25 protein-coding genes and 1 tRNA gene are annotated in these 22,201 nt (G+C 55.2%); 15 read left to right on the top strand and 11 right to left on the bottom strand.

Translation table 11 applies throughout. The features are described from left to right. Positions 1-208: 208 nt before the first annotated feature. The 4 genes from purL to LG323_RS08145 all read left to right on the top strand — a co-directional run bounded on the left by purL (position 209) and on the right by LG323_RS08145 (position 5,165). A complete protein-coding gene (gene purL / locus LG323_RS08130) occupies positions 209-4,117 on the top strand; it encodes a phosphoribosylformylglycinamidine synthase (RefSeq protein ID WP_404414701.1) in 3,909 nt (1,302 codons plus the stop codon). 237 nt (positions 4,118-4,354) lie between these two features. Continuing rightward, positions 4,355-4,588: a YheV family putative zinc ribbon protein gene (locus tag LG323_RS08135; protein WP_404414704.1), complete on the top strand. Its 234-nt coding sequence runs from the start codon at positions 4,355-4,357 to the stop codon at positions 4,586-4,588. A gap of 2 nt (positions 4,589-4,590) precedes the next feature. After that, positions 4,591-4,905 carry a DUF4258 domain-containing protein gene (locus tag LG323_RS08140; RefSeq protein ID WP_404414707.1) on the top strand — a complete coding sequence of 105 codons (315 nt, stop codon included), beginning with the start codon at positions 4,591-4,593 and terminating at the stop codon, positions 4,903-4,905. Beyond that, positions 4,902-5,165 (top strand): YgiT-type zinc finger protein, encoded by a 264-nt coding sequence (locus tag LG323_RS08145; protein ID WP_404414709.1) that lies wholly within the window; start codon positions 4,902-4,904, stop codon positions 5,163-5,165. Before LG323_RS08140 ends, LG323_RS08145 begins: the two co-directional genes overlap by 4 nt. 31 nt (positions 5,166-5,196) lie before the next feature. Here the strand turns inward: LG323_RS08145 and LG323_RS08150 are convergent, their stop codons facing one another. From LG323_RS08150 to rsmD, 3 genes are all read right to left on the bottom strand, one after another. Then, the gene (locus LG323_RS08150; RefSeq protein WP_310695401.1) at positions 5,197-5,451 is read right to left on the bottom strand and encodes a YfhL family 4Fe-4S dicluster ferredoxin; all 255 of its coding nucleotides are present in this window, start codon (positions 5,449-5,451) and stop codon (positions 5,197-5,199) included. Positions 5,452-5,510: 59 nt separating this feature from the next. After that, the gene (gene coaD, locus LG323_RS08155) at positions 5,511-5,996 is read right to left on the bottom strand and encodes a pantetheine-phosphate adenylyltransferase (protein WP_404414714.1); all 486 of its coding nucleotides are present in this window, start codon (positions 5,994-5,996) and stop codon (positions 5,511-5,513) included. 63 nt (positions 5,997-6,059) lie between these two features. Further along, a complete protein-coding gene (gene rsmD, locus LG323_RS08160) occupies positions 6,060-6,650 on the bottom strand; it encodes a 16S rRNA (guanine(966)-N(2))-methyltransferase RsmD (protein WP_404414717.1) in 591 nt (196 codons plus the stop codon). 106 nt (positions 6,651-6,756) lie between these two features. Here rsmD and ftsY point away from each other — a divergent pair, with 106 nt between their 5' ends. The 4 genes from ftsY to rpoH all read left to right on the top strand — a co-directional run bounded on the left by ftsY (position 6,757) and on the right by rpoH (position 10,531). Next, positions 6,757-7,806 carry a signal recognition particle-docking protein FtsY gene (ftsY, locus tag LG323_RS08165; protein ID WP_404414720.1) on the top strand — a complete coding sequence of 350 codons (1,050 nt, stop codon included), beginning with the start codon at positions 6,757-6,759 and terminating at the stop codon, positions 7,804-7,806. A gap of 25 nt (positions 7,807-7,831) precedes the next feature. Next, positions 7,832-8,500 (top strand): cell division ATP-binding protein FtsE, encoded by a 669-nt coding sequence (ftsE, locus tag LG323_RS08170; protein ID WP_310695397.1) that lies wholly within the window; start codon positions 7,832-7,834, stop codon positions 8,498-8,500. Beyond that, positions 8,497-9,594 carry a permease-like cell division protein FtsX gene (ftsX, locus tag LG323_RS08175; RefSeq protein ID WP_404414723.1) on the top strand — a complete coding sequence of 366 codons (1,098 nt, stop codon included), beginning with the start codon at positions 8,497-8,499 and terminating at the stop codon, positions 9,592-9,594. Before ftsE ends, ftsX begins: the two co-directional genes overlap by 4 nt. Positions 9,595-9,664: 70 nt before the next feature. After that, complete coding sequence (gene rpoH, locus LG323_RS08180; protein ID WP_404414726.1) at positions 9,665-10,531, top strand: RNA polymerase sigma factor RpoH; 867 nt, start codon at positions 9,665-9,667, stop codon at positions 10,529-10,531. Here the strand turns inward: rpoH and trxC are convergent. Further along, positions 10,528-10,962, bottom strand: a complete 435-nt coding sequence (gene trxC / locus LG323_RS08185) for a thioredoxin TrxC (RefSeq protein ID WP_404414729.1) — start codon at positions 10,960-10,962, stop codon at positions 10,528-10,530. The two genes, rpoH and trxC, sit on opposite strands and share 4 nt — an antisense overlap. Positions 10,963-11,097: 135 nt before the next feature. Between trxC and LG323_RS08190 the strand changes: the two genes are divergently transcribed. Together LG323_RS08190 and LG323_RS08195 are read left to right on the top strand one after the other, a co-directional pair. Further along, on the top strand, positions 11,098-11,379 hold the full coding sequence (locus LG323_RS08190) for a CopG family ribbon-helix-helix protein (RefSeq protein WP_404414731.1): 282 nt from the start codon (positions 11,098-11,100) through the stop codon (positions 11,377-11,379). Continuing rightward, on the top strand, positions 11,372-11,644 hold the full coding sequence (locus tag LG323_RS08195; protein ID WP_404414733.1) for a type II toxin-antitoxin system RelE/ParE family toxin: 273 nt from the start codon (positions 11,372-11,374) through the stop codon (positions 11,642-11,644). Before LG323_RS08190 ends, LG323_RS08195 begins: the two co-directional genes overlap by 8 nt. Before the next feature lie 13 nt (positions 11,645-11,657). Here the strand turns inward: LG323_RS08195 and LG323_RS08200 are convergent. Beyond that, a tRNA-Leu gene (locus LG323_RS08200) sits at positions 11,658-11,744 on the bottom strand. A 137-nt stretch (positions 11,745-11,881) separates the two neighbouring features. Here LG323_RS08200 and queA point away from each other — a divergent pair. From queA to secF, 5 genes are all read left to right on the top strand, one after another. Beyond that, a complete protein-coding gene (gene queA / locus LG323_RS08205; protein WP_404414736.1) occupies positions 11,882-12,919 on the top strand; it encodes a tRNA preQ1(34) S-adenosylmethionine ribosyltransferase-isomerase QueA in 1,038 nt (345 codons plus the stop codon). Between the two features lie 22 nt (positions 12,920-12,941). After that, positions 12,942-14,060: a tRNA guanosine(34) transglycosylase Tgt gene (gene tgt, locus LG323_RS08210; RefSeq protein ID WP_310697326.1), complete on the top strand. Its 1,119-nt coding sequence runs from the start codon at positions 12,942-12,944 to the stop codon at positions 14,058-14,060. A gap of 53 nt (positions 14,061-14,113) precedes the next feature. Next, a complete protein-coding gene (yajC, locus tag LG323_RS08215; protein ID WP_310697306.1) occupies positions 14,114-14,446 on the top strand; it encodes a preprotein translocase subunit YajC in 333 nt (110 codons plus the stop codon). Positions 14,447-14,529: 83 nt separating this feature from the next. After that, entirely contained in the window at positions 14,530-16,377 is a 1,848-nt protein-coding gene (gene secD, locus LG323_RS08220) for a protein translocase subunit SecD (RefSeq protein ID WP_404414740.1), read from the top strand. A 15-nt stretch (positions 16,378-16,392) separates the two neighbouring features. After that, a complete protein-coding gene (secF, locus tag LG323_RS08225; protein ID WP_404414742.1) occupies positions 16,393-17,319 on the top strand; it encodes a protein translocase subunit SecF in 927 nt (308 codons plus the stop codon). Here the strand turns inward: secF and LG323_RS08230 are convergent. Genes LG323_RS08230 through LG323_RS08255 form a run of 6 tightly spaced genes read right to left on the bottom strand, consistent with a single transcriptional unit; the run spans position 17,316 to position 22,201 of the window. After that, positions 17,316-18,518, bottom strand: coding sequence for a hypothetical protein (locus LG323_RS08230; RefSeq protein WP_404414745.1), 1,203 nt, complete (start codon positions 18,516-18,518; stop codon positions 17,316-17,318). The two genes, secF and LG323_RS08230, sit on opposite strands and share 4 nt — an antisense overlap. Continuing rightward, the gene (locus LG323_RS08235) at positions 18,515-19,153 is read right to left on the bottom strand and encodes a TonB family protein (protein WP_404414748.1); all 639 of its coding nucleotides are present in this window, start codon (positions 19,151-19,153) and stop codon (positions 18,515-18,517) included. The genes LG323_RS08230 and LG323_RS08235 overlap by 4 nt, the downstream gene beginning before the upstream one ends. Next, a complete protein-coding gene (locus LG323_RS08240) occupies positions 19,150-19,554 on the bottom strand; it encodes a biopolymer transporter ExbD (RefSeq protein ID WP_310697311.1) in 405 nt (134 codons plus the stop codon). The genes LG323_RS08235 and LG323_RS08240 overlap by 4 nt, the downstream gene beginning before the upstream one ends. A gap of 3 nt (positions 19,555-19,557) precedes the next feature. After that, the gene (locus LG323_RS08245) at positions 19,558-20,058 is read right to left on the bottom strand and encodes a MotA/TolQ/ExbB proton channel family protein (protein WP_404414751.1); all 501 of its coding nucleotides are present in this window, start codon (positions 20,056-20,058) and stop codon (positions 19,558-19,560) included. Beyond that, positions 20,058-21,413, bottom strand: a complete 1,356-nt coding sequence (locus LG323_RS08250) for a MotA/TolQ/ExbB proton channel family protein (protein ID WP_404414754.1) — start codon at positions 21,411-21,413, stop codon at positions 20,058-20,060. Before LG323_RS08250 ends, LG323_RS08245 begins: the two co-directional genes overlap by 1 nt. After that, positions 21,410-22,201, bottom strand: a complete 792-nt coding sequence (locus tag LG323_RS08255; RefSeq protein WP_404414757.1) for a DUF3450 domain-containing protein — start codon at positions 22,199-22,201, stop codon at positions 21,410-21,412. The genes LG323_RS08250 and LG323_RS08255 overlap by 4 nt, the downstream gene beginning before the upstream one ends.

Raw genomic sequence — 22,201 nt, forward strand, 5'->3', positions numbered from 1 at the left:
CTGTTTAGCTTGTTATTGTAGTTAGGTATCGTATCGTTGATTTATGTAATCTTATCAAAAATTGCTCAAAATAACGTCAACTCTCGCCTTTTTTCTGTGACTGGGGGTTCATTTTCTGTCTCGAGATAGCCCTTAAACCTGCTTTGCGCTATCATTTGCACCACTTTTTCCCGTCCTATGACATCTGCTCTTTCAAGAGGCTTCTGTAATGCTCGAACTGCGAGGCGCACCCGCACTTTCTGCCTTTCGTTCCACCAAACTCCTTGCCCAGCTTCAGGCTTGCTGCCCCAGCGTGACTCAGGTTTATGCCGAATACCTGCACCTGGTGGACACCACTGAATCCCTGAGCGAGGATCAACTCAAGACCCTGAAAGCACTTCTTGAATACGGCCCTGCAGAAGCCCGCCAGCAGCCCCAGGGCGACTATTTTCTGGTCATTCCCCGCCTGGGCACCCAGTCTCCCTGGTCTTCCAAGGCCACGGATATTGCCCAGAACTGCGGTTTGAGTGCTGTGCGCCGCCTGGAAAGAGGGGTCGTCTATTCCATTCAGTCCAGCGAACCCCTGAGCAACGAAGCACAAAATGAGCTGGGCAAGCTGCTTTATGACCGCATGACTGAAACCCTGTTGCGTGACCCGCTGACTGCCGAGCAGCTGTTCAGTCAGGAAGAACCGCGCCCCTTGGGTTCTGTTGATGTCCTGGGTGGGGGCCGTGATGCTCTGGTTCAAGCCAATCAGCAGCTCGGACTGGCTCTGGCCGAGGATGAAATGGATTATCTGGTCAGCAGCTTTACGCAATTGGGGCGCAATCCCAATGATGTCGAACTGATGATGTTTGCCCAGGCCAATTCCGAGCACTGTCGTCACAAGATTTTCAATGCCGACTGGGTTATCGACGGCCAGGCAGCTGAGCATTCTTTGTTTGGCATGATTCGCAACACCCACAAATGCTCACCGGAAGGTGTGCTTTCGGCCTATAAAGATAATGCTGCGGTGATTGCAGGCTTTGAGGCTCCACGCTTCTTCCCTGAACCCCACAGCAAAAATTGGCTGCCGGTCACTGAACCTACCCATATTCTGATGAAGGTGGAAACCCACAACCATCCGACGGCCATTGCACCCCATCCCGGTGCTGCAACAGGTGCCGGGGGCGAAATCCGTGATGAGGGGGCCACAGGCATTGGCTCCAAACCCAAGGCGGGCCTGACCGGTTTCAGTGTTTCCAACCTGCGTATTCCCGAATTTGTGCAGCCCTGGGAAGGCGAAGACTATGGCAAACCCGGACGCATGGCTTCCCCGCTGGATATCATGCTGGATGGCCCTCTGGGGGGCGCTGCCTTTAACAATGAATTTGGTCGCCCCAACCTGAATGGTTACTTCCGCACCTTTGAAGAAGAAGCCACAGGGGTTCACGGACGTGAGCGCCGCGGTTACCATAAACCCATTATGCTGGCCGGGGGGTTTGGCAACATTCGCCCCGACCATGTGGAAAAAGCCGAAATTCCTGTCGGTGCCAAACTGATTGTTCTGGGTGGCCCGGCCATGAATATCGGTCTGGGTGGCGGTGCGGCTTCTTCCATGGCCACGGGTGCTTCCACTGAAGACCTGGATTTCGCTTCGGTTCAACGTGAAAACCCGGAAATCGAACGTCGCGCCCAGGAAGTCATCGACCGCTGCTGGGAGCTGGGTGATGCCAACCCCATCTGCTTTATCCATGACGTGGGGGCCGGTGGTCTGTCCAATGCCCTGCCGGAGTTGGTCAAGGATGGCGAACGCGGCGGGCTCTTTGATCTGCGCGCCGTCCCCAATGCCGAACCGGGCATGAGTCCACTGGAAATCTGGTGCAACGAGGCCCAGGAGCGCTATGTTATGGCCGTGGCCCCCGAACACCTGGAAACCTTTGATGCCCTTTGCCAGCGTGAGCGTGCGCCCTATGCTGTGGTCGGTGAGGCTCTGGCCGAACATCAGCTCACGGTAGCCGATGGTCACTTCCAGACTCAACCGGTGGATTTGCCCATGAGCGTGCTCTTCGGCAAACCACCAAAAATGACCCGTGAATTTCAGCGCCAGCAAGTGCAGCTGCCCGAATTGAATTTTGCAGAGGTCAGTATCAAAGAGGCTGCAGATCGTGTTTTGCGCCTCCCCACCGTTGCCAGCAAGCAGTTCCTGATCACCATTGGCGATCGCAGCGTCACCGGCCTGGTGGCCCGTGATCAGATGGTCGGTCCCTGGCAGGTGCCGGTTGCCGACTGTGCCGTGACCACCACCACCCCTTTCACGGAAACCGGCGAAGCCATGGCGATGGGTGAGCGCACCCCCCTGGCTCTGATCAACCCGGCCGCTTCCGGGCGCATGGCGGTAGCTGAATCCATTACCAACATTGCTGCGGCTAGCATCCACAAACTGAGCGACATCAAGCTGTCCGCCAACTGGATGTCTGCCGCCAATCATCCCGGTGAAAACCAAGCGCTTTATGACACGGTGAAAGCCGTGGGCATGGAACTCTGCCCACAGCTGGGTATTGCCATTCCCGTCGGCAAGGACTCCATGTCCATGCGCACCGTCTGGCAGGATGAGCAAGGCCAGGACAAGGCGGTCACCGCACCCCTGTCTCTGGTGGTGACTGCTTTTGCCCCGGTGACCGATGCCCGCCATACCCTGACCCCACAAATCCGCCGGGATCAAGGCGACACTGATCTGCTTTTGATTGATCTGGGGCGTGGTCAGAATCGCCTGGGCGGTTCGGCCCTGGCTCAGGTTTACAACCAGGTCGGTTGTGAAGCGCCTGATCTGGATGACCCCGAAGACCTCAAGGCCTTTTTTGCGGTTATTCAGGGCCTCAAGAATGAAGGCAAGCTTCTGGCCTACCATGACCGCTCCGATGGTGGCCTGCTGACCACCCTGGCGGAAATGGCTTTTGCCGGGCACTCGGGTCTGGATATCAAGCTGGATCTACTGGCCACCGACAAGCAGGAAGCCCTGGCAGCCCTGTTCAGCGAAGAACTGGGCGCAGTGCTTCAGGTTCGTCAGGCCGACACTGAATATGCCCTCATGCAACTGGCCGCTGCAGGACTGGGGGATGCCACCCAGGTGATCGGTCAACCCACCGAGGATGACCAGCTCAACATCTCGCTGGAAGGTGAAAGTCTGCTTCAAACCAACCGCATTCAACTGCAGCGCACCTGGACTGAAACCAGTTATCGCATCCAGGCATTGCGTGACAATGCCGACTGTGCCCAGGAAGAATTTGACGGCCTGCTGGATGCCGATGATCCGGGGATCAGCCCACTACTGAACTTTGATCTCAAGGAAGATCTGGCGGCACCCTATCTGCACCTGAATACCCGCCCGCAAGTGGCCATTCTGCGCGAGCAGGGGGTCAACAGTCATCTGGAAACTGCTGCTGCCTTCTATCGTGCCGGGTTCAATCCGGTGGATGTGCACATGAGTGACCTGCTGGAAGGCCGAGTCAGCCTGGAAGCTTTCAAAGGCTTGGCAGCCTGCGGTGGCTTCTCCTATGGTGATGTCCTGGGTGCCGGGGGTGGTTGGGCCAAATCCGTGCTCTTTCATCCCCAGGTGCGCGACACCTTTACCGCCTTCTTTGAACGCGAAGACAGCTTCTCGCTGGGTATCTGCAACGGCTGTCAGATGCTGTCCCAGTTGAAGGAACTGATTCCTGGTGCCGATCACTGGCCGCGTTTTGTACGCAACCTCTCCGAGCAGTTCGAAGCTCGGGTGGCCACCGTGGAAATTCAGAAGTCAGCTTCGATCCTGCTGCAGGGCATGGAAGGTTCACGCCTGCCGATTGCGGTTTCCCACGGCGAAGGCCGGGCAGAGTTTGCCGATGCCAACCAACTGCAAGCCACCGAACAAAGCGGCAGCATTGCCCTGCGTTTTGTCGACAACCTCGGCCAGGTCACCCAACGTTATCCACTCAACCCCAACGGTTCACCGGCAGGTATCACCGGCCTGACCAGCCTGGATGGGCGTGCTACCATCATGATGCCCCACCCGGAACGAGTTGCCCGCACCCTCAACAACTCCTGGCATCCTGATGAGTGGGGTGAACAAGGCCCCTGGCAGAGGATTTTTGCCAATGCCCGCAAATGGGTGGATTAATCGCAATCCTGGTGGGAGGCAGTACTGTGGGGGTGTAGTCCTGTAGGAGCGCAGTCCTGGTGGGAGCGCAGTCCTCTGCGCGATAAAAAATCGCTCGCGGAGCGAGCTCCCACATGCGAACTCCCACATACAAGCTCTGACATGCGAGCCCCTGTCATAGCTGCGCACTCTTGCGCGATGATTGAGCTATCACTTTCGGAGAAAGCTCCAACAGCCTTAAAAGATCTGGAGAACTAAATGTCCATTAAACGCTTTATCGCCGGGGCTGTTTGTCCCAAATGCTCAGAAATGGACAAGCTCAAGGCCTGGCAGGAAGACGGGATGCAGCACCGTGAATGTGTCGCCTGTGGGTTTACCGATTCCATGTCACTGGAAGCGCCCGAGGAATTACCTACCCGGGTCAATCAGGCTCAACCTGATCCCAAGGATGAGATTCAGGTGGTGAAGATATTTGATGGAAAGACTCAATAACCATGCAAAAGCCGGAAGGTCTCTTTGATGCTCTGGATGCAAAACGCATCGAGTGGAAAAAGCACGCGCTAACTCGTATGCTTGAAAGAGGTATTTCACGTGCCGAAGTGCTGCAAACCTTGCAAGAAGGTGTGATTATTGAGTCCTATCCAGAAGATTACCCTTTTCCAAGCCACCTGGTCTGCAAAGTCACCGATCATCCCTTGCACGTTGTTTTTGCCTGGAATGACAGTGAGCAAATCTGTTATCTGATCACTGCTTATCGTCCTGATCGAGAGCACTTTGAGTCAGACTTTATCACCCGGAGGCCATCATGACAGCCGTTAAACAAAATGCTTGTCCCGTTTGTCAGCAGGGAAACAGAAAGCTCGGAGAAACTACCTTTGCCGTCGATCTTGGATTCGGGGTTGTAGTGGTTCGGCGGGTGCCGGCACTCATCTGTGAGCAGTGCTCCAGTGAATGGCTGGAAGATTCCACAGCTGAAAAGCTGGAGCAAATCGTTGAGGAAGCGCGGATCAAGCATCCGGTTGTTGAAGTTGCCAACTGGGAAGATGAGGTGAAGGCCCTGGCATCCTGATCCTGAGCCTTCCTGGGTTATCGAGAGCCTCTTACCCCAGAGTGGCAGTAATGGTTTCGTACTTTTCCATCAGCTCTTCTTTGCTTTCCACGTGGTTGGGGTCTTTGGGAATACATTCAACCGGGCAGACATCCACACACTGCGGCTCGTCATAGTGACCCACACACTCGGTACAGAGGTTGGGGTCGATTTCATAGATTTCATCACCCTGAGAAATGGCACCATTGGGGCACTCAGGCTCGCAAACGTCACAGTTGATGCATTCGTCAGTAATGTACAAAGCCATACACTTTGTCCTCTTTTTTAAGTAGCGAGTGGGCTGTTATCAGTTATAGATAAGGTTTATCAAGAAGGGTTCAGCTTAAATCTTTTTTTCAGGGCTGCTGCCACAACGGGGTCCACCAGATGATCCACGGAGCCACCCAGGCTGGCAACTTCACGAACCAGAGAAGATGCAATAAAAGACAGTTCAGGTGAAGGTGGCAAAAAGACGCTGTCCACACCCGTCAGGCTGCGATTCAACTGGGCCAGGGGCAGTTCGTAATCAAAATCAGCCCCTGAGCGCAAGCCTCGTAAAACAACATCAGCCTCCTGCTCTTGCATGAAATCCACCAGCAGACCTTCAAAACCACACACCTCAACCTGAGGCTGATCCGCCAGCACTTCACGCGCCAACTCCAGACGTTCTTGCAGGGTGAAAGCAGGCTTCTTGCCGGGACTGGCTGCAATCGCCACGATCACTTGGTCAAACATACCACAGGCACGTCGCACAATATCCGCGTGCCCCAGGGTTATGGGATCAAAGGTTCCAGGATAAACGACCAGGCTCATGTTTTTCTCCCAGCGAAAAGAGCAGGCATCTTACCCAAAAGGCTGTCAAGGCTCAAATAGCTTTCAGGCATAACGTTGGTAGAGAGAGTAGCGCACTTCTCCGGCCTGTTTTTCTTTCAGCAATTGCCAGGGCTCCGGCAGTTGCTGGGCCGGGGCCTGTTTTTCAATTTCCAGGTAGATTTTCGCCCCTTCAGCCAGCCAGCCATGCTCTTCCAGGAGGCGACAGGCAGGTTCCAGCAAACCCTGGGTAAAGGGTGGATCAAGAAAAACCAGATCAAAGCTGCGGGTGGCAGGCTGATCCAGATAAACCAGGGTATCGGCATTCAAGACTTCTGCCCGATTGGCATCCAGTTCCGCCATCATCTCCCGCAGCTGCTTGGCGACCCTGGGTTCTTTTTCCAGCAGCATGACCTGAGAAGCGCCGCGACTCAGGCTTTCCACAGCCAGAGCGCCACTGCCGGAAAAAGCATCCAGGCAACGACTGCCCGGCAAATCAAACTGCAGCCAGTTAAACAGGGTTTCCCGGACGCGATCCGAAGTCGGCCGCAACCCTTCCGCTTCCGGGACCGGCAACTTGCGGCCCCGCCAATCACCACCAATCACCCTGACCTGTCCCTGCAGACCCTGCTTTAAACTTTTCTGACGTTTTGGCACTCTGCCTCCCATGACCTTGATCGGGCCTCTTATCTTCTTCTCTACCTTCAACAGCAAGCAGGTGATAGGATAACGCATTCATTAAACGATTAAGATACCAACAGCCATGCTAGGACTATTCAAACGCGATAAAAAACAGCCGGATGAGGCTGCCCAACCTGAAGAAAGCCCAGCCGAAGCAGTCGATGCCCAGGATGCTCCCCAATCGGAAAAAACCGGTTTATTTGCCAAGCTCAAAAGCGGGCTGGCAAAAACCCGGGGGGGCTTTGCCGAAGGTCTTGCCGGTCTTTTCGGTGGTGAACGTAAAATTGATGATGAGCTGCTGGAAGAGCTGGAAACCCGCCTGTTGATGGCCGATGTCGGGATGACTGCCACTCAGGAAATCATTGCCCGCCTCACGGAAAAAGTGGATCGCAAACAACTCAATGATGCTCCAGCGCTGTTGCAGGCTCTTAAAGACGAGCTGAAGAGCCTGCTGGAGCCTGTCTGTAAACCGCTGGTTTTTCCTGAAAACACCGACAAACCCTTCGTCATCCTGATGGTCGGCGTTAATGGTGTGGGCAAAACCACAACCATTGGCAAGCTGGCCAAACGCTACCAGGGTGAAGGCAGGAAAATTCTGCTGGCAGCCGGTGACACCTTTCGTGCGGCGGCTGTGGAACAGCTTAAAGTCTGGGGTGAACGCCACCAGGTGCCGGTGATTGCCCAGCATACCGGTGCAGACAGCGCCAGTGTGGTTTTTGATGCCTTGCAGGCTGCCCAGTCCCGCAAGGCCGACATCCTGATTGCCGATACGGCCGGACGTCTGCACAATAAAAGCAACCTGATGGACGAGCTGTCCAAGGTGCGCCGGGTCATGCAGAAACTGGATGCCGAAGCACCCCAGGAAACTCTTCTGGTACTGGATGCGGCTACCGGCCAGAACGCTGTGGCTCAGGCCAAAGAGTTTCACCGTTCAGTGCCTTTGACCGGTTTGGTGCTGACCAAGCTGGACGGTACGGCCAAAGGCGGTATTGTTTTTGCTCTGGCCCGTGAGCTGGGCATTCCCTTGCGCTTTATCGGTGTCGGCGAGCAGGCTGATGATTTGCGCGACTTTGATGCTGAGAGTTTTGTGGAAGCCCTGCTGGATATCCAACTGGAAGACACCCCTTCCTGAACCCGACAGGCCACCCGGAGGGCCTATGATTCAGTTTAGCAACGTTTTTAAACGCTACGAAAACGGCCATGAAGCCCTGCAAAACGTGAATTTCACCCTGCACGAAGGTGAAATGGCTTTTTTGACGGGTCATTCCGGTGCGGGTAAAAGTACTCTTCTGAAACTCATCATGCGCATGGAAGTGGCAACCCGGGGCCAGGTGATGATTGATGGCCTGCACCTTGCCCAGATGAACAAACGGCATATTCCCTTTTTACGCCGCAAGGTTGGCGTGGTTTTCCAGGATCACCAGCTGCTGTTTGATCGCAGCGTTTTTGATAATGTTGCTCTGCCTCTGGTGATTGAGGGCATGGACCCAACCGATATCGGCAAGCGGGTTCGCGCTGCCCTGGACAAGGTTGGCTTGCTTTCCAAGGAAAAATTCACCCCCATCATGCTGTCTGGTGGTGAACAACAGCGGGTCGGCATTGCCCGTGCCGTGGTCAACAAGCCTCCGATTCTGCTCGCGGATGAGCCTACCGGTAATCTGGACCCGCAACTTTCTGCGGAAATCATGCAGTTATTCCGGCAGTTCAATGCCGTAGGGGTCACAGTACTTATCGCATCGCACGATTTGAATCTGATCACCCGCATGGGGATGAGAATGCTGGCCCTCAGCGAAGGCAGCATTACGCATGATGGAGTACCCAGATGATTGGAAAACGTCCCGGTCATACGTCCAAACCCAGTGGTGCCACTTTTCCTGACCAGCGCCGCGCCAGCAAGCCACCACCCCAGAATGCCATCAAGCGCAAACCGCCCAATCGTTTGCGCAGTGAACCACCTCCCCGCAAACCCGCCGGTGGTGCCCAGATCAGCAAAGTCAAAACCAGCACCCGTTTCCGGGCCTGGCGACGCCATCACGCCAGCATGGCCGTGGACAGCCTGAAACGCCTTTTAAAAGCCCCCGGAGCCAGTCTGATGACCTGGGCGGTGATTGCCATTGCCCTGTCACTACCTGTGGCGCTTTATATCTTCCTGAACAATGCCCAACTCGTCTCCAGCAACTGGGATGGCACGGCTCAGATATCCCTTTACCTGAAGGCTGAAATCAGTGATGCCGAAGGTCGTGATCTGAGGCAGGAATTAGAGATGCAGGAGGACATCGCAGAAACCCGCTATATGTCCAAGGATCAAACCCTGGCTGAGTTCAAGGAGTTTTCCGGCTTTGGCGAGGCTCTCAACTACCTGGACGGCAACCCCTTGCCTGCCGTCATCGTGGTGCGTCCCAGCATCAATGGAATCGAGGCCCAGGAAGCCCTGGTGGCCTCACTCAATGATCGGCCCCAGGTTGAAGAAGCCCAGCTTGACCTAGCCTGGGTCAAGCGTCTTTTCCATATCATGGAACTGGGTCAGCGCATGATCACGGCCCTGGGCCTGTTGCTGGGTCTGGCGGTATTGCTGGTGGTGGGCAACACCATTCGTCTGGCGATAGAGAACCGCCGCCAGGAAATAGTGGTCATCAAGCTGATTGGTGCCACCAATGCTTTTGTACGCCGCCCTTTTCTTTATACGGGTCTTTGGTATGGCCTGGGCGGTGGTATTCTGGCGTGGGTACTCATCAATACGTCACTCTTCTGGCTGGATGGCCCGGTACGCTCCCTGGCCAGTGCCTACGCCAGCGATTTCAGTCTGATTGGCTTGAGCTTAAGGGACTCCCTTTTACTGCTGGCTTCCAGTACACTATTGGGCTGGCTGGGTGCCTGGATTGCAGTTGGTAGACACCTGGGCGCCATAGAGCCAAAATAAGAACTTTCACATCTTTTTCAGGTCATAGGGTTCAGCTAATTAACACTTTTATCGGTTTACGGAGATCTCAATGAGCAAGCAACTTCAAGTTGTCGACCTGTATTCACCCGGTCGTGATCTAAATGCTTACATGCAGACCGTTAACAGTATTCCTCTGCTCACCGTCGAGGAAGAAAAAGATCTGGGTTACCGTTTACAGCAAGAAGGTGACCTGGAAGCCGCCCGTTTACTGGTACTCTCCCATCTGCGCTTTGTGGTGCATATCGCCAAAAGCTACAAAGGCTATGGGCTGGCACAATCTGACCTGATCCAGGAAGGTAATGTCGGCCTGATGAAAGCCGTCAAACGCTTTGACCCCACGCTGGGTGTGCGCCTGGTTTCCTTTGCGGTGCACTGGATCAAAGCCGAAATCCACGAATTTGTTTTGAAAAACTGGCGCATCGTTAAGGTGGCCACCACCAAGGCCCAGCGCAAACTTTTCTTTAATCTGCGCGGCGCTAAAAAGAGCTTAACCTGGTTGAATGGCAAGGAAGTGGATGCAATTGCCGAGGATCTGAACGTCAAACCGGAAGTCGTGCGGGAAATGGAGAGCCGACTCAGCTCCCACGATGCTGCCTTTGATGGCTACTTGGATGAAGACGATGACAACCCCGGCTACGCACCGGTCAACTATCTGGAAGACCAGCGTTACAACCCCGCAGCCATGATTGAAGCCGACAACAGTGAAACCGATGCCAGCACACGCCTGCAAGCGGCTCTGGCCGATCTGGATGAGCGCAGCCGCGATATCCTGCAACAACGCTGGCTCAATGAACATAAAGCCACCCTGCACGAACTGGCTGACATCTATGGCGTTTCTGCTGAACGCATCCGCCAGCTGGAAAAAAACGCCATGAACAAAGTCAAAACAGCCATGCAGGGTGAGTTAACCGCCTAAAGGTATTGCTGCAACCAGCTTCTTAATTGCCCGGCCTGCATTGCCCCTGCCTGCCGGGCAATTTCTTTTCCGCCCTTGAAAACAGCCAGGGTGGGAATACTGCGAATCCCGTACTGAGCCGCCAACTGCTGGCTCTGCTCCGTATTCACCTTGGCAAAACGCAACTGAGGTTCCAGCTCCCCGGACACCTCTGCAAAAGCCGGAGCCATCATCTTGCAAGGCCCACACCAGCTCGCCCAGAAGTCCACCACCACCGGCAGATCCCCCTTCAGCACCAAACCGTGAAAACTTTTCTCATCGACTTCCAGCGGCGCTTTCGTAAACACCGGCTGCTTACACTGACCGCACTTGGGGCCATCACCCAAACGGCTGGTGGGAATACGGTTCATTGCCAGACAATGCGGACAGGCCAGATGGGTTAAGTCACTCACTTCAGCACTCCTCAAAAACATTAGTATAGACTAATAATATGAGGGCAAAGCTGGGGAATTAAACCCTCTGTCACAACTTGTCTTAATCATTTTTAATCACTAAGATTGAAAATTGATCAACCAGGAGGTATCACCATGCCACAAGCTGAAACTCGGGTATTAACTGCCCATGTACCCTTATCACTTGCTGATAAAGTAGACCTGATCGCTGAGCGACTGGAACGTCCACGCAGTTGGGTTATGAAGCAGGCTCTCGCTGCCTGGATCGACCAGGAAGAAGAGCGCTATCAAATGACACTGGAAGGCATTGCCTGTGCTAAAGCGGGTCAGGTTGTTTCACATCAGGCCGTACAGGAATGGGCGCAAAGTCTCTCCACCGATAATCCTTTGCCACTTCCGAAGGTCGCAAATGATTGAATGGACATCAGCAGCGTTAGGGGATATTGGTCGCTTGCATCGCTTCCTTCACGAGAAGAATCCAGTAGCAGCTGCCGAAGTCGTTCAGCGCCTCACTGAGGCCCCTGAAATTTTACTGAGTAACCCGCGCCTTGGGGAAAAGCTGTTTGATTTTGAACCGGAAGAAATCAGGCGATTGCTTGTTGGTCAGTATGAAATGCGTTACCAAGTCAACCAAGGGAAAATAACAATTATCCGCATTTGGCATACTCGTGAAAAACGCTAAGAAAACACTAGATTGGTACCGAAGGCCGGACTCGAACCGGCACACCCTTTCGGGCGGCGGATTTTGAATCCGCTGCGTCTACCAATTCCGCCACTTCGGCATTTTTGAGGCAAGCAGACAGGTCTGCTCTGGTAGGTGCGAGACATTATAGTGATCTTTCACCGTCCGTCAATGACCTTTGCCATGAACTCAGGTAAAATGCGCCGCCAATTAATCAATTAGGGTTGCCCGCCTCCCATGCAGCGCAGTGATTTCCATTTTGATCTTCCTGATGAGTTGATTGCCCGTTATCCGGCCAGTGAGCGCAGAGGTTCGCGCCTGCTGGTTCTGCAGGGCAATCAGGTCAGTCATCACCAGTTTCCTGATCTGCTGGATTATTTGCAGCCAGGGGATTTGATGGTTTTCAACAACACCAGGGTCATCCCCGCACGCCTGTTTGGTCAAAAAGAGACTGGTGGCAAGGTCGAGGTTTTGATTGAACGCCCTCTGGATGAACACCGTGCTCTGGCCCACATCCGCTCGAGCAAATCACCCAAGCCCGGCACTCGCCTGTTGCTTGAGGGTGATGTTGAAGCTGAATGCACGGGGCGCGAAGGTGCGCTTTTTTGCCTGACATTTCTCAATCAGGAGCCTCTACTGGAGCTCTTGGAAGCATATGGTCACCTACCTTTGCCTCCCTATATTGATCGCGAAGACCAGCAGACTGACAAAGAGCGCTACCAAACAGTGTACGCCCAACACCCCGGCGCTGTTGCGGCCCCCACTGCAGGCCTGCATTTTGATGGCCTGCTACTGGAGCAGATTCGTGACAAGGGCGTAGAAACGGCCTTTGTGACCCTGCATGTGGGTGCCGGCACCTTTCAGCCCGTCAAGGTGGATAAGCTGGAAGAGCATCAGATGCACAAGGAGTGGCTGGAAGTCACTCCCGAAGTGGCCGAACAGGTTCGCGCCACTCAACAGCGCGGAGGCCGAGTGATAGCCGTGGGTACGACCAGTGTGCGCTGTCTGGAAACAGCCAGTCGCTCCGGTGATATCCAGCCCTACACCGGCGATACCGATATCTTTATTTATCCCGGCTATAAGTGGCAGTGCGTGGACTTACTCATCACCAACTTTCATCTGCCCGAATCGACCCTTTTAATGCTGGTCAGCAGTTTTTCCGGCTATCAGCCGATCATGCAGGCATACCGTGAGGCGGTCGCTGAAAAGTACCGTTTTTTCAGTTATGGCGATGCCATGCTGCTGACCCGAGCCACTTCTGACGAGAGCCATTGAATTCATGCGTCCTGAATCCTCCATGCAATTTGAATTATTAAATACTGATGGTCAGGCCCGTCGCGGCCGCATCAGCTTCCCCCGCGGTGACATCGAAACCCCGGCTTTTATGCCGGTAGGCACCTATGGCACCGTCAAAGGTATGCTGCCCAGGGACATTGAAGATCTGGGTGCCCAAATTGTTCTGGGCAATACCTTTCACTTGATGCTCAAGCCGGGTACGGAAATCATCAAGGCCCACGGGGATCTGCATGATTTCATGCAATGGCAGAAACCCATCCTCACGGATTCCGGCGGCTTTCAGGTGTTTTCTCTGGGCAAGCTGCGCAAAATCACCGAAGAAGGCGTGCACTTTCGCTCGCCGCACGATGGGGCCAAGGTCTTTATGGGGCCGGAAGAATCCATGCAGGTTCAGAAGGATCTGGGGTCGGATATTGTGATGATTTTTGATGAGTGCACACCCTACCCGGCCAGCTTTTCCGAAGCGGAAAAATCCATGGAGCTGTCCCTGCGCTGGGCCCAGCGTTCGCGCGATGCCCATGGGGACAGCCCTTCAGCGCTTTTTGGCATCATACAGGGTGGCATGTATCCCGACCTGCGCAAACGCTCCCTGGAAGGTTTGAACAAGATCGGCTTTGATGGCATGGCGATTGGGGGGCTTTCCGTGGGCGAACCCAAGGAAGAAATGCTCAAGACACTGAACTACCTGCCCGCTTTGATGCCTGAAAACAAGCCGCGCTATTTGATGGGTGTCGGCACCCCGGAAGATCTGGTGGAAGCCGTGCGTCGGGGTGTGGATATGTTTGATTGTGTGATGCCGACCCGTAATGCCCGTAATGGTCATTTCTTCACTGATCGTGGCGTCGTCAAGATACGCAATGCCAGGTACAAAACAGATACCGGCCCTATTGAAGAGGGCTGTGATTGCTATGCCTGTCGCAACTTCAGCCGCAGCTATCTGAGCCATCTGAACCGTAGCGGGGAAATGCTGGGTGCCATGCTGGGAACCATCCATAACCTGCGCCACTATCAGCGTCTCATGGCAGGTTTGCGTCAGGCGATAGAAGAAGGTAAATTGTCTGGCTTTGTGGATGACTTCTATGCGCACCGTGGGCAGACAACACCGCCCCTGGTCGAATAAAATACCAAACACTTTGAATCAACCTTTAACTCAACGCTTTTAAGGAGCCCTTAATGGACTTTTTCATCTCTGCTGCCCACGCTGAAGGCGGCGCAACGGCCAGCCCCATTTCCAGCATTGTCATGCTGGTTGGTTTTGTTGCCATCTTTTACTTTATGCTGATTCGTCCTCAGCAAAAGCGTGCCAAACAGCACAAAAACCTTCTGGCTGAGCTGGCCAAGGGTGATGAAGTCACTCTGGCCGGTGGTGTCATGGGTCGTATCACCAAGGTCACTGACGAATTCCTGATCCTGGAAATTTCTGACAGCACCTCCATCAAGGTCCAGAAATCTGCTGTCACTGCGGTACTGCCCAAAGGCACCCTGAAAGCAGTGGATTCTGAGTAAACACAGTTCAACCCCGGCCTAGCCGGGGTTTTTTCCGGTCGGTTCGTCCGGCTTCCTCTGATAAGCTAAGTTGCAAGGCTGCCATGCTCAATCGCTATCCTCTCTGGAAAAACCTGCTGATCCTTTTGGTGATCGCCATCGGGGTTATCTACGCCCTGCCCAATCTCTTCCCTGAAGACCCTGCTGTTCAGGTAACAGGTTCACGCGGGGCCATTGAGGTGAGCGAAAGTCAGTTGCGAAAGGCTGAACAGGCTCTGGACTCCAGAAACATTCCGGTCAAGAACCTTGCTCTGGAAAACTCCACTCTGCTCTTGCGCTTCACTGATGGCGACCAGCAGTTGCGTGCCAGGGATGCCCTCCAGGAAGCCCTTGGGGAGGATTACGTGGTTGCCCTGAACCAGGCCGCAACCACGCCCGAATGGTTGAGATCCATGGGTGCCCGAGGCGTCAACCTGGGCCTGGATCTGCGCGGTGGGGTTCACTTCCTGATGGAAGTGGATATGCAAGCTGCCGTAGAGCAACAACTGAAGGTGGCAGCCAGCGAGATTCGCAGCACCCTGCGCAAAGAACGTTTGCGCTTTCGCCAGGTGACCATCGAAGAAGGTCAAATCCAGGTGCGTATGGCTTCCAGCGACCTGCTGGATGAAGCCCAACGCCGCCTGCAAACCGACCTGGATGAATACCAGTACACCCAGGAGACCAGCGAAAACCTTCTGACCTTGAGCTTGTCCGAACAAGCCGTGCGTGAAATTGAAGACTATGCCGTGGATCAGAACCTGATTACGCTTCGCAACCGGGTCAATGAACTGGGTGTTGCCGAGCCGCTGGTGCAACGCTCCGGTCGTGATCGCATTGTTGTGGAGTTGCCGGGGGTTCAGGATACGGCCGCAGCCAAACGGGTTCTGGGGGCCACGGCCAACCTGGAATTCCGCCTGGAAGCACGGCGCAATGCCGACCCACTGGAAGTGGAGGAGTTTCCATTCCGGGATCAGCCTGGGCGTACTGCCGAGCTGGAAAGAGACCTGATCACCACAGGCAATAATGTTGCCAATGCCAGTGTCGGGTTTGATGAAAACAATAACCCCCAGGTCAATATTCGCCTGAACGGCCAGGGTGGTCGCCTGATGAGTCAGGCAACCCGCCCCAATGTCGGTCGTAGCATGGGGGTTCTCTTTATCGAACATAAAACCCGCACCAGCTACGAGCGCAAGGATGGCGAGCGTGTTGAGGTGCGTGAACCCTACACTGAGCGCGGCATTATTTCCCTGGCCACCATTCAAAGCGAACTGGGTTCCAGTTTCCGCATTACCGGCATCGGTGATACCCAGGAAGCCTCGGAGCTGGCCTTGCTGTTACGTGCCGGCGCTCTGGCTGCCCCCATTTACTTTGTGGAAGAACGCACCATCGGCCCCAGCCTGGGCGAGAAAAATATTGAACGCGGGATTATGTCAATCCAGATCGGTTTGGCTCTGGTGGTACTCTTTATGCTGGCCTGGTATCGCACCTTTGGTGTTTTTGCCTGTGTGGCCCTGGCCACCAACCTGGTGCTTCTGATTGCCTTACTGTCTGCCCTGGGTGCCACCCTGACCCTGCCGGGTATTGCCGGTATCGTGCTGACACTGGGTATGGCAGTGGATGCCAACGTCTTGATCAACGCGCGGATAAAAGAAGAAATTTATCATCGCGGCCTGTCACCCCAGAATGCCATCCATACCGGTTATGAAAAGGCTTTCTCGACTATTCTGGATGCCAACATCACCACCTTCCTGGTCGCTATCATTCTTTTTTCAATCGGCACAGGGCCGGTTAAAGGCTTTGCAGTCACCCTGTCACTCGGGTTGCTGACGTCCATGTTTACTGCCATTGCGGTCACCCGCATGCAAGTCAACTGGGTATACGGTACACGCCGTATCGAACGCCTTCCTCTTTAAGGTCAGGAGCAAAAGATGTCCAAGTTGTTAAACATCAACATTGATTTCATGCGCGCCAGACGCCTGGCCTTCGCAATTTCTGCTGCTTTGCTGCTGATTTCGGTGGCCTCCCTGGCTATCCAGGGCTTGAAGCTGGGGCTGGATTTTACCGGGGGCACCCTGGTGGAGCTTCATTACCCCCAGGCCCCGCAATTGACCGAAGTGCGTGATCAGCTGGAAACAGCGGGTTATGAGAACTTTGTTGTGCAGAATTATGGCAGCTCGCAGGATATTCTGGTGCGCCTGAGCCAGGGCTTTTCACCCGAAGTGGGTGAAGAGGTTCGCAGTTTGCTGAGTTCCGATTCGGAAGCCATTGAACTGCGTCGTGCCGAATTTGTCGGTGCCCAGGTGGGGGAAGAACTGCGTGATCAGGGCGGTCTGGGTATGCTGGTCGCACTGGCTTGCGTGATGATCTATGTTGCCTTCCGGTTTCAGTACAAGTTTGCCCTGGGTTCGGTACTGGCGCTGGCTCATGACGTTGTCCTGCTGATGGGCTTTTTCTCCCTGTTCAGGATTGATTTTGATCTCACCGTCCTGGCAGCCCTGCTGGCAGTGGTGGGCTACTCACTCAACGATACCATCGTGGTGTATGACCGCATCCGGGAAAACTTCCGTACAGTGCGTGAAGGGGGTCCCAAGGATTTGATCAACCTGTCCATCAACCAGACACTGATCCGCACCACGATTACCAGTCTGACCACCCTGCTGGTTCTCTTTTCACTGCTGATCTTTGGTGGTGAGATGATTCACAACTTTGCTCTGGCTCTGATCGTGGGGGTTCTGGTGGGCACCTATTCATCCATCTATGTTGCAGGGACCCTGCTGCTGAACCTGAAAATCAGCCGTGACGACCTGGCACTACCGGTCAAGGAAGGCGTCGTGGAAGAGGACGGACGCCCCTAAAGGGCGTCCAGATAATTGATCCACTGCTGAGCTGCGGTAGCCTTGCTGGTTTCCAGCAGCTCTTCCAGCAATGCTCTGGCCTTTTCATAGTTCTGCAACTCAATATGCGCATTGGCCATCAATAACTCCACTTCGGCCAGGGCTTCGCCTTCCAGACGAGGCTTTAACTGGGTCCAGGCCTGGATGGCTTCTTCCCAGTTGCCCTGGCTGAAATGCCAATCGGCCAGACGCCGCCAGTCCTCTTCACTTTGCGAAGCTTCAGCCAGACGCAGCAGTGCCGCAGCAGTCGGCTGGGGCTGGGCCGTCTGTAACCAGGCCTGTGCAGCCAGACGCAAGCGCTCAATTTGCTTCTGTTGCGGATTCTCTTCCAGAAGCTGTTCAAATACCTTGGCCGCTCTGAGTGGCTGACCGGCATTGACCAGCTCACGCCCCAAGGCTTCCTGCTGTCGGCTGCTTAAATAGCCCCGACGTTGCGCCAGCTCCTGGGTCACCAGGGCTTCTTCGGGCTGTTCAGCCAGTTTTTGCAGTTGTGCCAGTTGGTTCCAGAGACGTGGTCTTTCCGGGTTGACTTCCAGCCTTTTAGCCTGGTGTTCGGCTGCTTGCGGCCATTTTTCCAGATGCTGATAAATGGCAACCGCCAGTGCCCGCCAGGAATCAGAGGGGTCACTCTTCAGCTCCAAGGCGGTCACTACCCAGGGTTCAGCCTGTTGCCATTGCTCCAGCTGGGCCAGAAGTGCTGAGCGCAGGTAGTGGGCCTGAGCGCCGGGTTCTTCTTCATCCTGCCACCAGACTTCTAACTGATTCAAGGCTTCGGCATACTCACCCTGGCTGGTCAGTACCTGCATCAGTAGCCAGCGAAGGGCCTGCAGGGTTTGTTGATCCAGATCTCCGGCAAGACTAAGCGCATCCTCCAGAATTTTGCTGGCGGCTTCCAGGTCACCTTTTTGCTGATAAGCCTGAGCCAGCACCCTGGCAACAAAAGCACGCACAAAAACCTGCTGCTCATCACTGCCGCGCGGGTTTTCATAAAGAGGATGACCAAGCTCAAAGACCTGATCCAATTGCTGTTCATGCAGGGCATCACCCAGGTTGGTGAGTTCTTCATATTGGCGGGGGGTCAGTTCAGGAGGCTGGGCCTGAAGTGAAGAAATCATGATCAGGCCTGCCAGACCCAACGCCCAATGTCGTCTTGGTTTCATCCACTGCCCTCCAGCCGAAACTCCAATCGCTGCCTGAGTTGTGCCCCTGTACGGCCCAGTTCGTCACTGGCAAAGCGCCAACGCGCTATGGCCCGACGGGCTGCCCGGTCAAATACGCCCTCCGGTTGTGCAGCCACCACCCGAATGGTTTCAGGCTGCACCCGCCCCTGGGAATCCACTTCAAAAACCAGTTCCACCCAGCCTTCCAGACGTCGGGCCAGTGCCCGGCGCGGATATTGCGGTTGCACGCGATGCACCGGGGCGGCACTCACCTGAGTCAGATTGGAGTCCAGTTCCGGAAAGTCGCCGGAGCCCATATCCATATTCAGGTCAGGCAGCGGATTTTCAATAACAAAGTCCGAGTCTAACGCAGACACGGGCGTAGAAGAAGCTTGAACCTCACTGCTGGCTTGTGCCTGGGTTGGCTCGGGAGGGGGTGGCGGCGGTGGTGGCTGCAGCTTTTCCACTTCCGGTTCAGGCTCTACCTGGGCCCAGTGGAGTGAAACCCGTTCGGGTCTGGCTCTGGCATCCCCTTCCGGGGATTGAATAACCCAGCCCAACCCCAGAAAAAAAGCCAGCACCCCGGCAAAAGCCAGGGGCACGGCCAGGAATTGCTGCATAAGCACCTTGTTCATGGTTGCGCAGCCAGGGACATACGCTCAATTCCAGCCTGGCGCAGCCTGTCCATCACCTCAACCAGTCGACCTGAGCGTGCTTCCTTATCGGCTTGAATCACCACGCTGGAATTGGGGCGCTCAGCCTGCAGACGTGCAACCGTCGGACCCAGAGCCGCCAAAGCCAGGGGTTCACGATCAACCCAGACTTCCCCCTCAGGATTAATAGCAATCAGAATGCTGGCCTGGGACTGAACCTCAGCCGTGGCTGCCTGGGGTGGATCAACATCAATGCCACTTTCACGCACAAAAGAGGTGGTGACGATAAAAAAGATCAACAGGATAAACACCACATCAATCATGGGGGTCAGATTGACTTCGGTATCATCCTGCTCCTGACTGAGCAGGCGGGAACGGCGCATTTCTTACTCCTGCGAGTTGTTTTGCTGTAGGGAGCGACGCACTTTGCGCTGCCAGAGGCTGAGAAAGAACATACCCGGAAGCACCACTGCCATACTGGCAAAAGTCGGCAGGATGGCACGGGCAATCCCGGAAGCCAACTGACGGGGATCGGCTGAGGAGCCCAGACTGAGTCCATCAAAAACCAGCACCATGCCGGTTACGGTTCCCGTAAGCCCCAGCAGAGGGGTGATCATGATCAGTGCCTTCAACAAGGGCAAACCGGTTTCCATTCGGTTCAGGGCGCGCAGATATTCAGCTTTGACCACCAGGGCTTCCCGCTCACCCGGCTGCGGCCCTCTTCTCGCAGGCAAGGTTTTCCAGGTCAGCCAACGCCAGAGGGTCAGGTAAAGAAGGATGGCTGCCACCAGAAAAATCACCCACATAATCATTCCGCCCTGGGACATCAGGGCATCCAGTGCGCGATAGGCACTCCAGGGCAACCAGGCCGCCAGCCAATCCATCATCACGACCTCTGTAGAGTTTGGCTGCCCAGGCGACTGGCCAGCCAGGCCGAGGTTTCCGCTTCCAGGGTCCGTGCCAGATGCCGGGAGCGCCCCTGGAGCAGCAGGTGCGCCAGCAATAAAGGCACAGCCGTCACCAGCCCCAGTACGGTGGTCATCAGAGCCTGGGAAATGCCCGAAGCCATCATGGAAGGATCACCGGTGCCAAACAGGGTGATGGCCTGAAAGGTGGCAATCATCCCGGTAACCGTGCCCAGAAGGCCCAGCAGCGGCGCCATGGCCGCCAGGAGTTTCACCCAGGAAAGACCCCGCTCAAGACCTGCGGCTTCGCGCAGTAGCAGCTCATCCATTCGTGCCTCCAGTGCCTCGGGATGGGTGGAAGCACTCACGGTTTCCCGCCGCAAACCGGCCAGAACACGCCCCAGGGAGTTACTGGCCTGAGGCTCGTCAAGCTGTTGCAACTGGCGTTTGACGCGTTGATTTTCAGCCAGCAGGCGTAGCGATTGCACCAGAGCCACCAGCAAGCCCAGGCCACCGAGGAAAATAATCAGATAACCGACATAGCCGCCCTGCTGTATGCGCTCCAGCAAATCGGGCTGGTGACTGTAAAGACGCAGAGTCTGGCCTCGTGCCGGGTCCAGGGTAACCTCATCCTGGTTGCCACTGACAAAAGCTTTTGCTTGTTGCTGAGCCTCCCGGGGTTGGCGTGACCAGAGAACCGCCGGTTGACCGGATTCAAAGCGCAAAAGGCCCTGCTCATTCAGCAATTGAATATCACCCAGTCTCACCACTGAACCCTTTTGCTGACGGCCTTCAGCATCCACCCAGTTTGCAGGGAAACGGACCACCTGAGCGGAAGCCAGCCAGGTTTGTTGCAGGCCCTGCCAGAGCTCTTCCAATGCCTGAATGCTGGGCACGCCCTGGTCTTGATCGGGGCGAAAGACATCCAGAAGCCGGGGCTTTTGCTGGGTAATCAAAGCATCACTCAGGAGACCATAGAGGCTGCTTTTTTCATCTTCATAAACAGAAAAAACCTCGCCCAGTGAGGCTGAGCGCCGTTGCAGGCGTTCCTGCATTTCCTGCAACTCTTCTTCAAGTTGCAACTGTTGTGCTTCCAGCTGTTCGCGCCGGGCCTCGGCATCAGCCAGTGTCTTTCTGGCCTCCGACAGGGCCTGAGCCTGGGTGTCTCTGGCTTCCTGACGGAGTTGCAAACGGGCCTCTTCGGCCAACTGGCGCTCCAGGCCTGCATCCCGGGTTTCCAACAACAAATCTTGCCAGTAATCCTCTGGCAGGCGTTGTTCAGCCAGCAGGGGCAAACACACACCAAGCAGCAGCAGAGGAAGAAGTCTCGAGATCATGATTTTTCCTCTTCAGCCTGACGCAAAGGAATGGAAAGCGGCAAGCTAAGCAGTTCCGGCAGGCCGCGCTCATCCGCCAATTCCAGGCCTTTGGCCACTTCGGCACGTTGACGGGAAGTCAGGGGCAGCCACTTTTCTTCGGCAGCCTGCCAGACCCCGGCGCGCTCTTGATCTTCGGAAAGATAATAAAGTCCTATGCGACCCAGGCGCAGCAGGCTGACCCTTTCTTCTTCACGATCAACGGCCACCTGGATAAATTCTCGATGACGGCTCAACTGGCGGCCCTGACTGACTTCACTGCGATAAGTGGCCAGCAGTTGGCGGAGCTTTTCGGCATGGCTGACATCCACACGCGGTAACAATTCCTGCAAATCAGACACTTTTTGCAAGCGTTCTTTTTTGCGAAACGGCAGGTCGTGACGAATAAAACCCTCCAGACGTGTCAGCATCAGCTGCATCAGGGGTTCCAGTTCTTCACGGGTGGTGTCCAGACTCTTCAGCTGCTTCTCAAGCTTATCAATCTGTGCTGTCAGGTTGCTGTTCCACTCGGCAAGACGACGGTTATGGGCTTGCAATACCAGGGTTTCACGCCTGACCTGTCGCCAGGCCTGGAAGTCTGCCTGTCGCTGGGCATCCAGGTCTTCCACCTGCTTTTGAATGGCCCTGGCTGATTCCTGGGTGGATTTCTCCACTTGCCGGGCTTCCTGGCTGCTTGTCGAACCGCTGGCCAGAGTGGGCAATGCAATCAGGAGGGTAAGAGCAACAGAAGAAAAAGTGAGGGGTTTCAT

The sequence above is a fragment of the Marinospirillum sp. genome (genome assembly GCF_044810985.1).
GTDB lineage: Bacteria > Pseudomonadota > Gammaproteobacteria > Pseudomonadales > Halomonadaceae > Marinospirillum.

Coding starts and splice junctions, on each gene's coding strand:
- purL (WP_404414701.1), top strand. CDS start 209: ATGCTCGAACTGCGAGGCGCACCCGCACTTTCTGCCTTTCGTTCCACC.
- LG323_RS08135 (WP_404414704.1), top strand. CDS start 4,355: ATGTCCATTAAACGCTTTATCGCCGGGGCTGTTTGTCCCAAATGCTCA.
- LG323_RS08140 (WP_404414707.1), top strand. CDS start 4,591: ATGCAAAAGCCGGAAGGTCTCTTTGATGCTCTGGATGCAAAACGCATC.
- LG323_RS08145 (WP_404414709.1), top strand. CDS start 4,902: ATGACAGCCGTTAAACAAAATGCTTGTCCCGTTTGTCAGCAGGGAAAC.
- LG323_RS08150 (WP_310695401.1), bottom strand. CDS start 5,451: ATGGCTTTGTACATTACTGACGAATGCATCAACTGTGACGTTTGCGAG.
- coaD (WP_404414714.1), bottom strand. CDS start 5,996: ATGAGCCTGGTCGTTTATCCTGGAACCTTTGATCCCATAACCCTGGGG.
- ftsY (WP_404414720.1), top strand. CDS start 6,757: ATGCTAGGACTATTCAAACGCGATAAAAAACAGCCGGATGAGGCTGCC.
- ftsE (WP_310695397.1), top strand. CDS start 7,832: ATGATTCAGTTTAGCAACGTTTTTAAACGCTACGAAAACGGCCATGAA.
- ftsX (WP_404414723.1), top strand. CDS start 8,497: ATGATTGGAAAACGTCCCGGTCATACGTCCAAACCCAGTGGTGCCACT.
- rpoH (WP_404414726.1), top strand. CDS start 9,665: ATGAGCAAGCAACTTCAAGTTGTCGACCTGTATTCACCCGGTCGTGAT.
- LG323_RS08190 (WP_404414731.1), top strand. CDS start 11,098: ATGCCACAAGCTGAAACTCGGGTATTAACTGCCCATGTACCCTTATCA.
- LG323_RS08195 (WP_404414733.1), top strand. CDS start 11,372: ATGATTGAATGGACATCAGCAGCGTTAGGGGATATTGGTCGCTTGCAT.
- queA (WP_404414736.1), top strand. CDS start 11,882: ATGCAGCGCAGTGATTTCCATTTTGATCTTCCTGATGAGTTGATTGCC.
- tgt (WP_310697326.1), top strand. CDS start 12,942: ATGCAATTTGAATTATTAAATACTGATGGTCAGGCCCGTCGCGGCCGC.
- yajC (WP_310697306.1), top strand. CDS start 14,114: ATGGACTTTTTCATCTCTGCTGCCCACGCTGAAGGCGGCGCAACGGCC.
- secD (WP_404414740.1), top strand. CDS start 14,530: ATGCTCAATCGCTATCCTCTCTGGAAAAACCTGCTGATCCTTTTGGTG.
- secF (WP_404414742.1), top strand. CDS start 16,393: ATGTCCAAGTTGTTAAACATCAACATTGATTTCATGCGCGCCAGACGC.
- LG323_RS08230 (WP_404414745.1), bottom strand. CDS start 18,518: ATGAAACCAAGACGACATTGGGCGTTGGGTCTGGCAGGCCTGATCATG.
- LG323_RS08235 (WP_404414748.1), bottom strand. CDS start 19,153: ATGAACAAGGTGCTTATGCAGCAATTCCTGGCCGTGCCCCTGGCTTTT.
- LG323_RS08240 (WP_310697311.1), bottom strand. CDS start 19,554: ATGCGCCGTTCCCGCCTGCTCAGTCAGGAGCAGGATGATACCGAAGTC.
- LG323_RS08245 (WP_404414751.1), bottom strand. CDS start 20,058: ATGATGGATTGGCTGGCGGCCTGGTTGCCCTGGAGTGCCTATCGCGCA.
- LG323_RS08250 (WP_404414754.1), bottom strand. CDS start 21,413: ATGATCTCGAGACTTCTTCCTCTGCTGCTGCTTGGTGTGTGTTTGCCC.
- LG323_RS08255 (WP_404414757.1), bottom strand. CDS start 22,201: ATGAAACCCCTCACTTTTTCTTCTGTTGCTCTTACCCTCCTGATTGCA.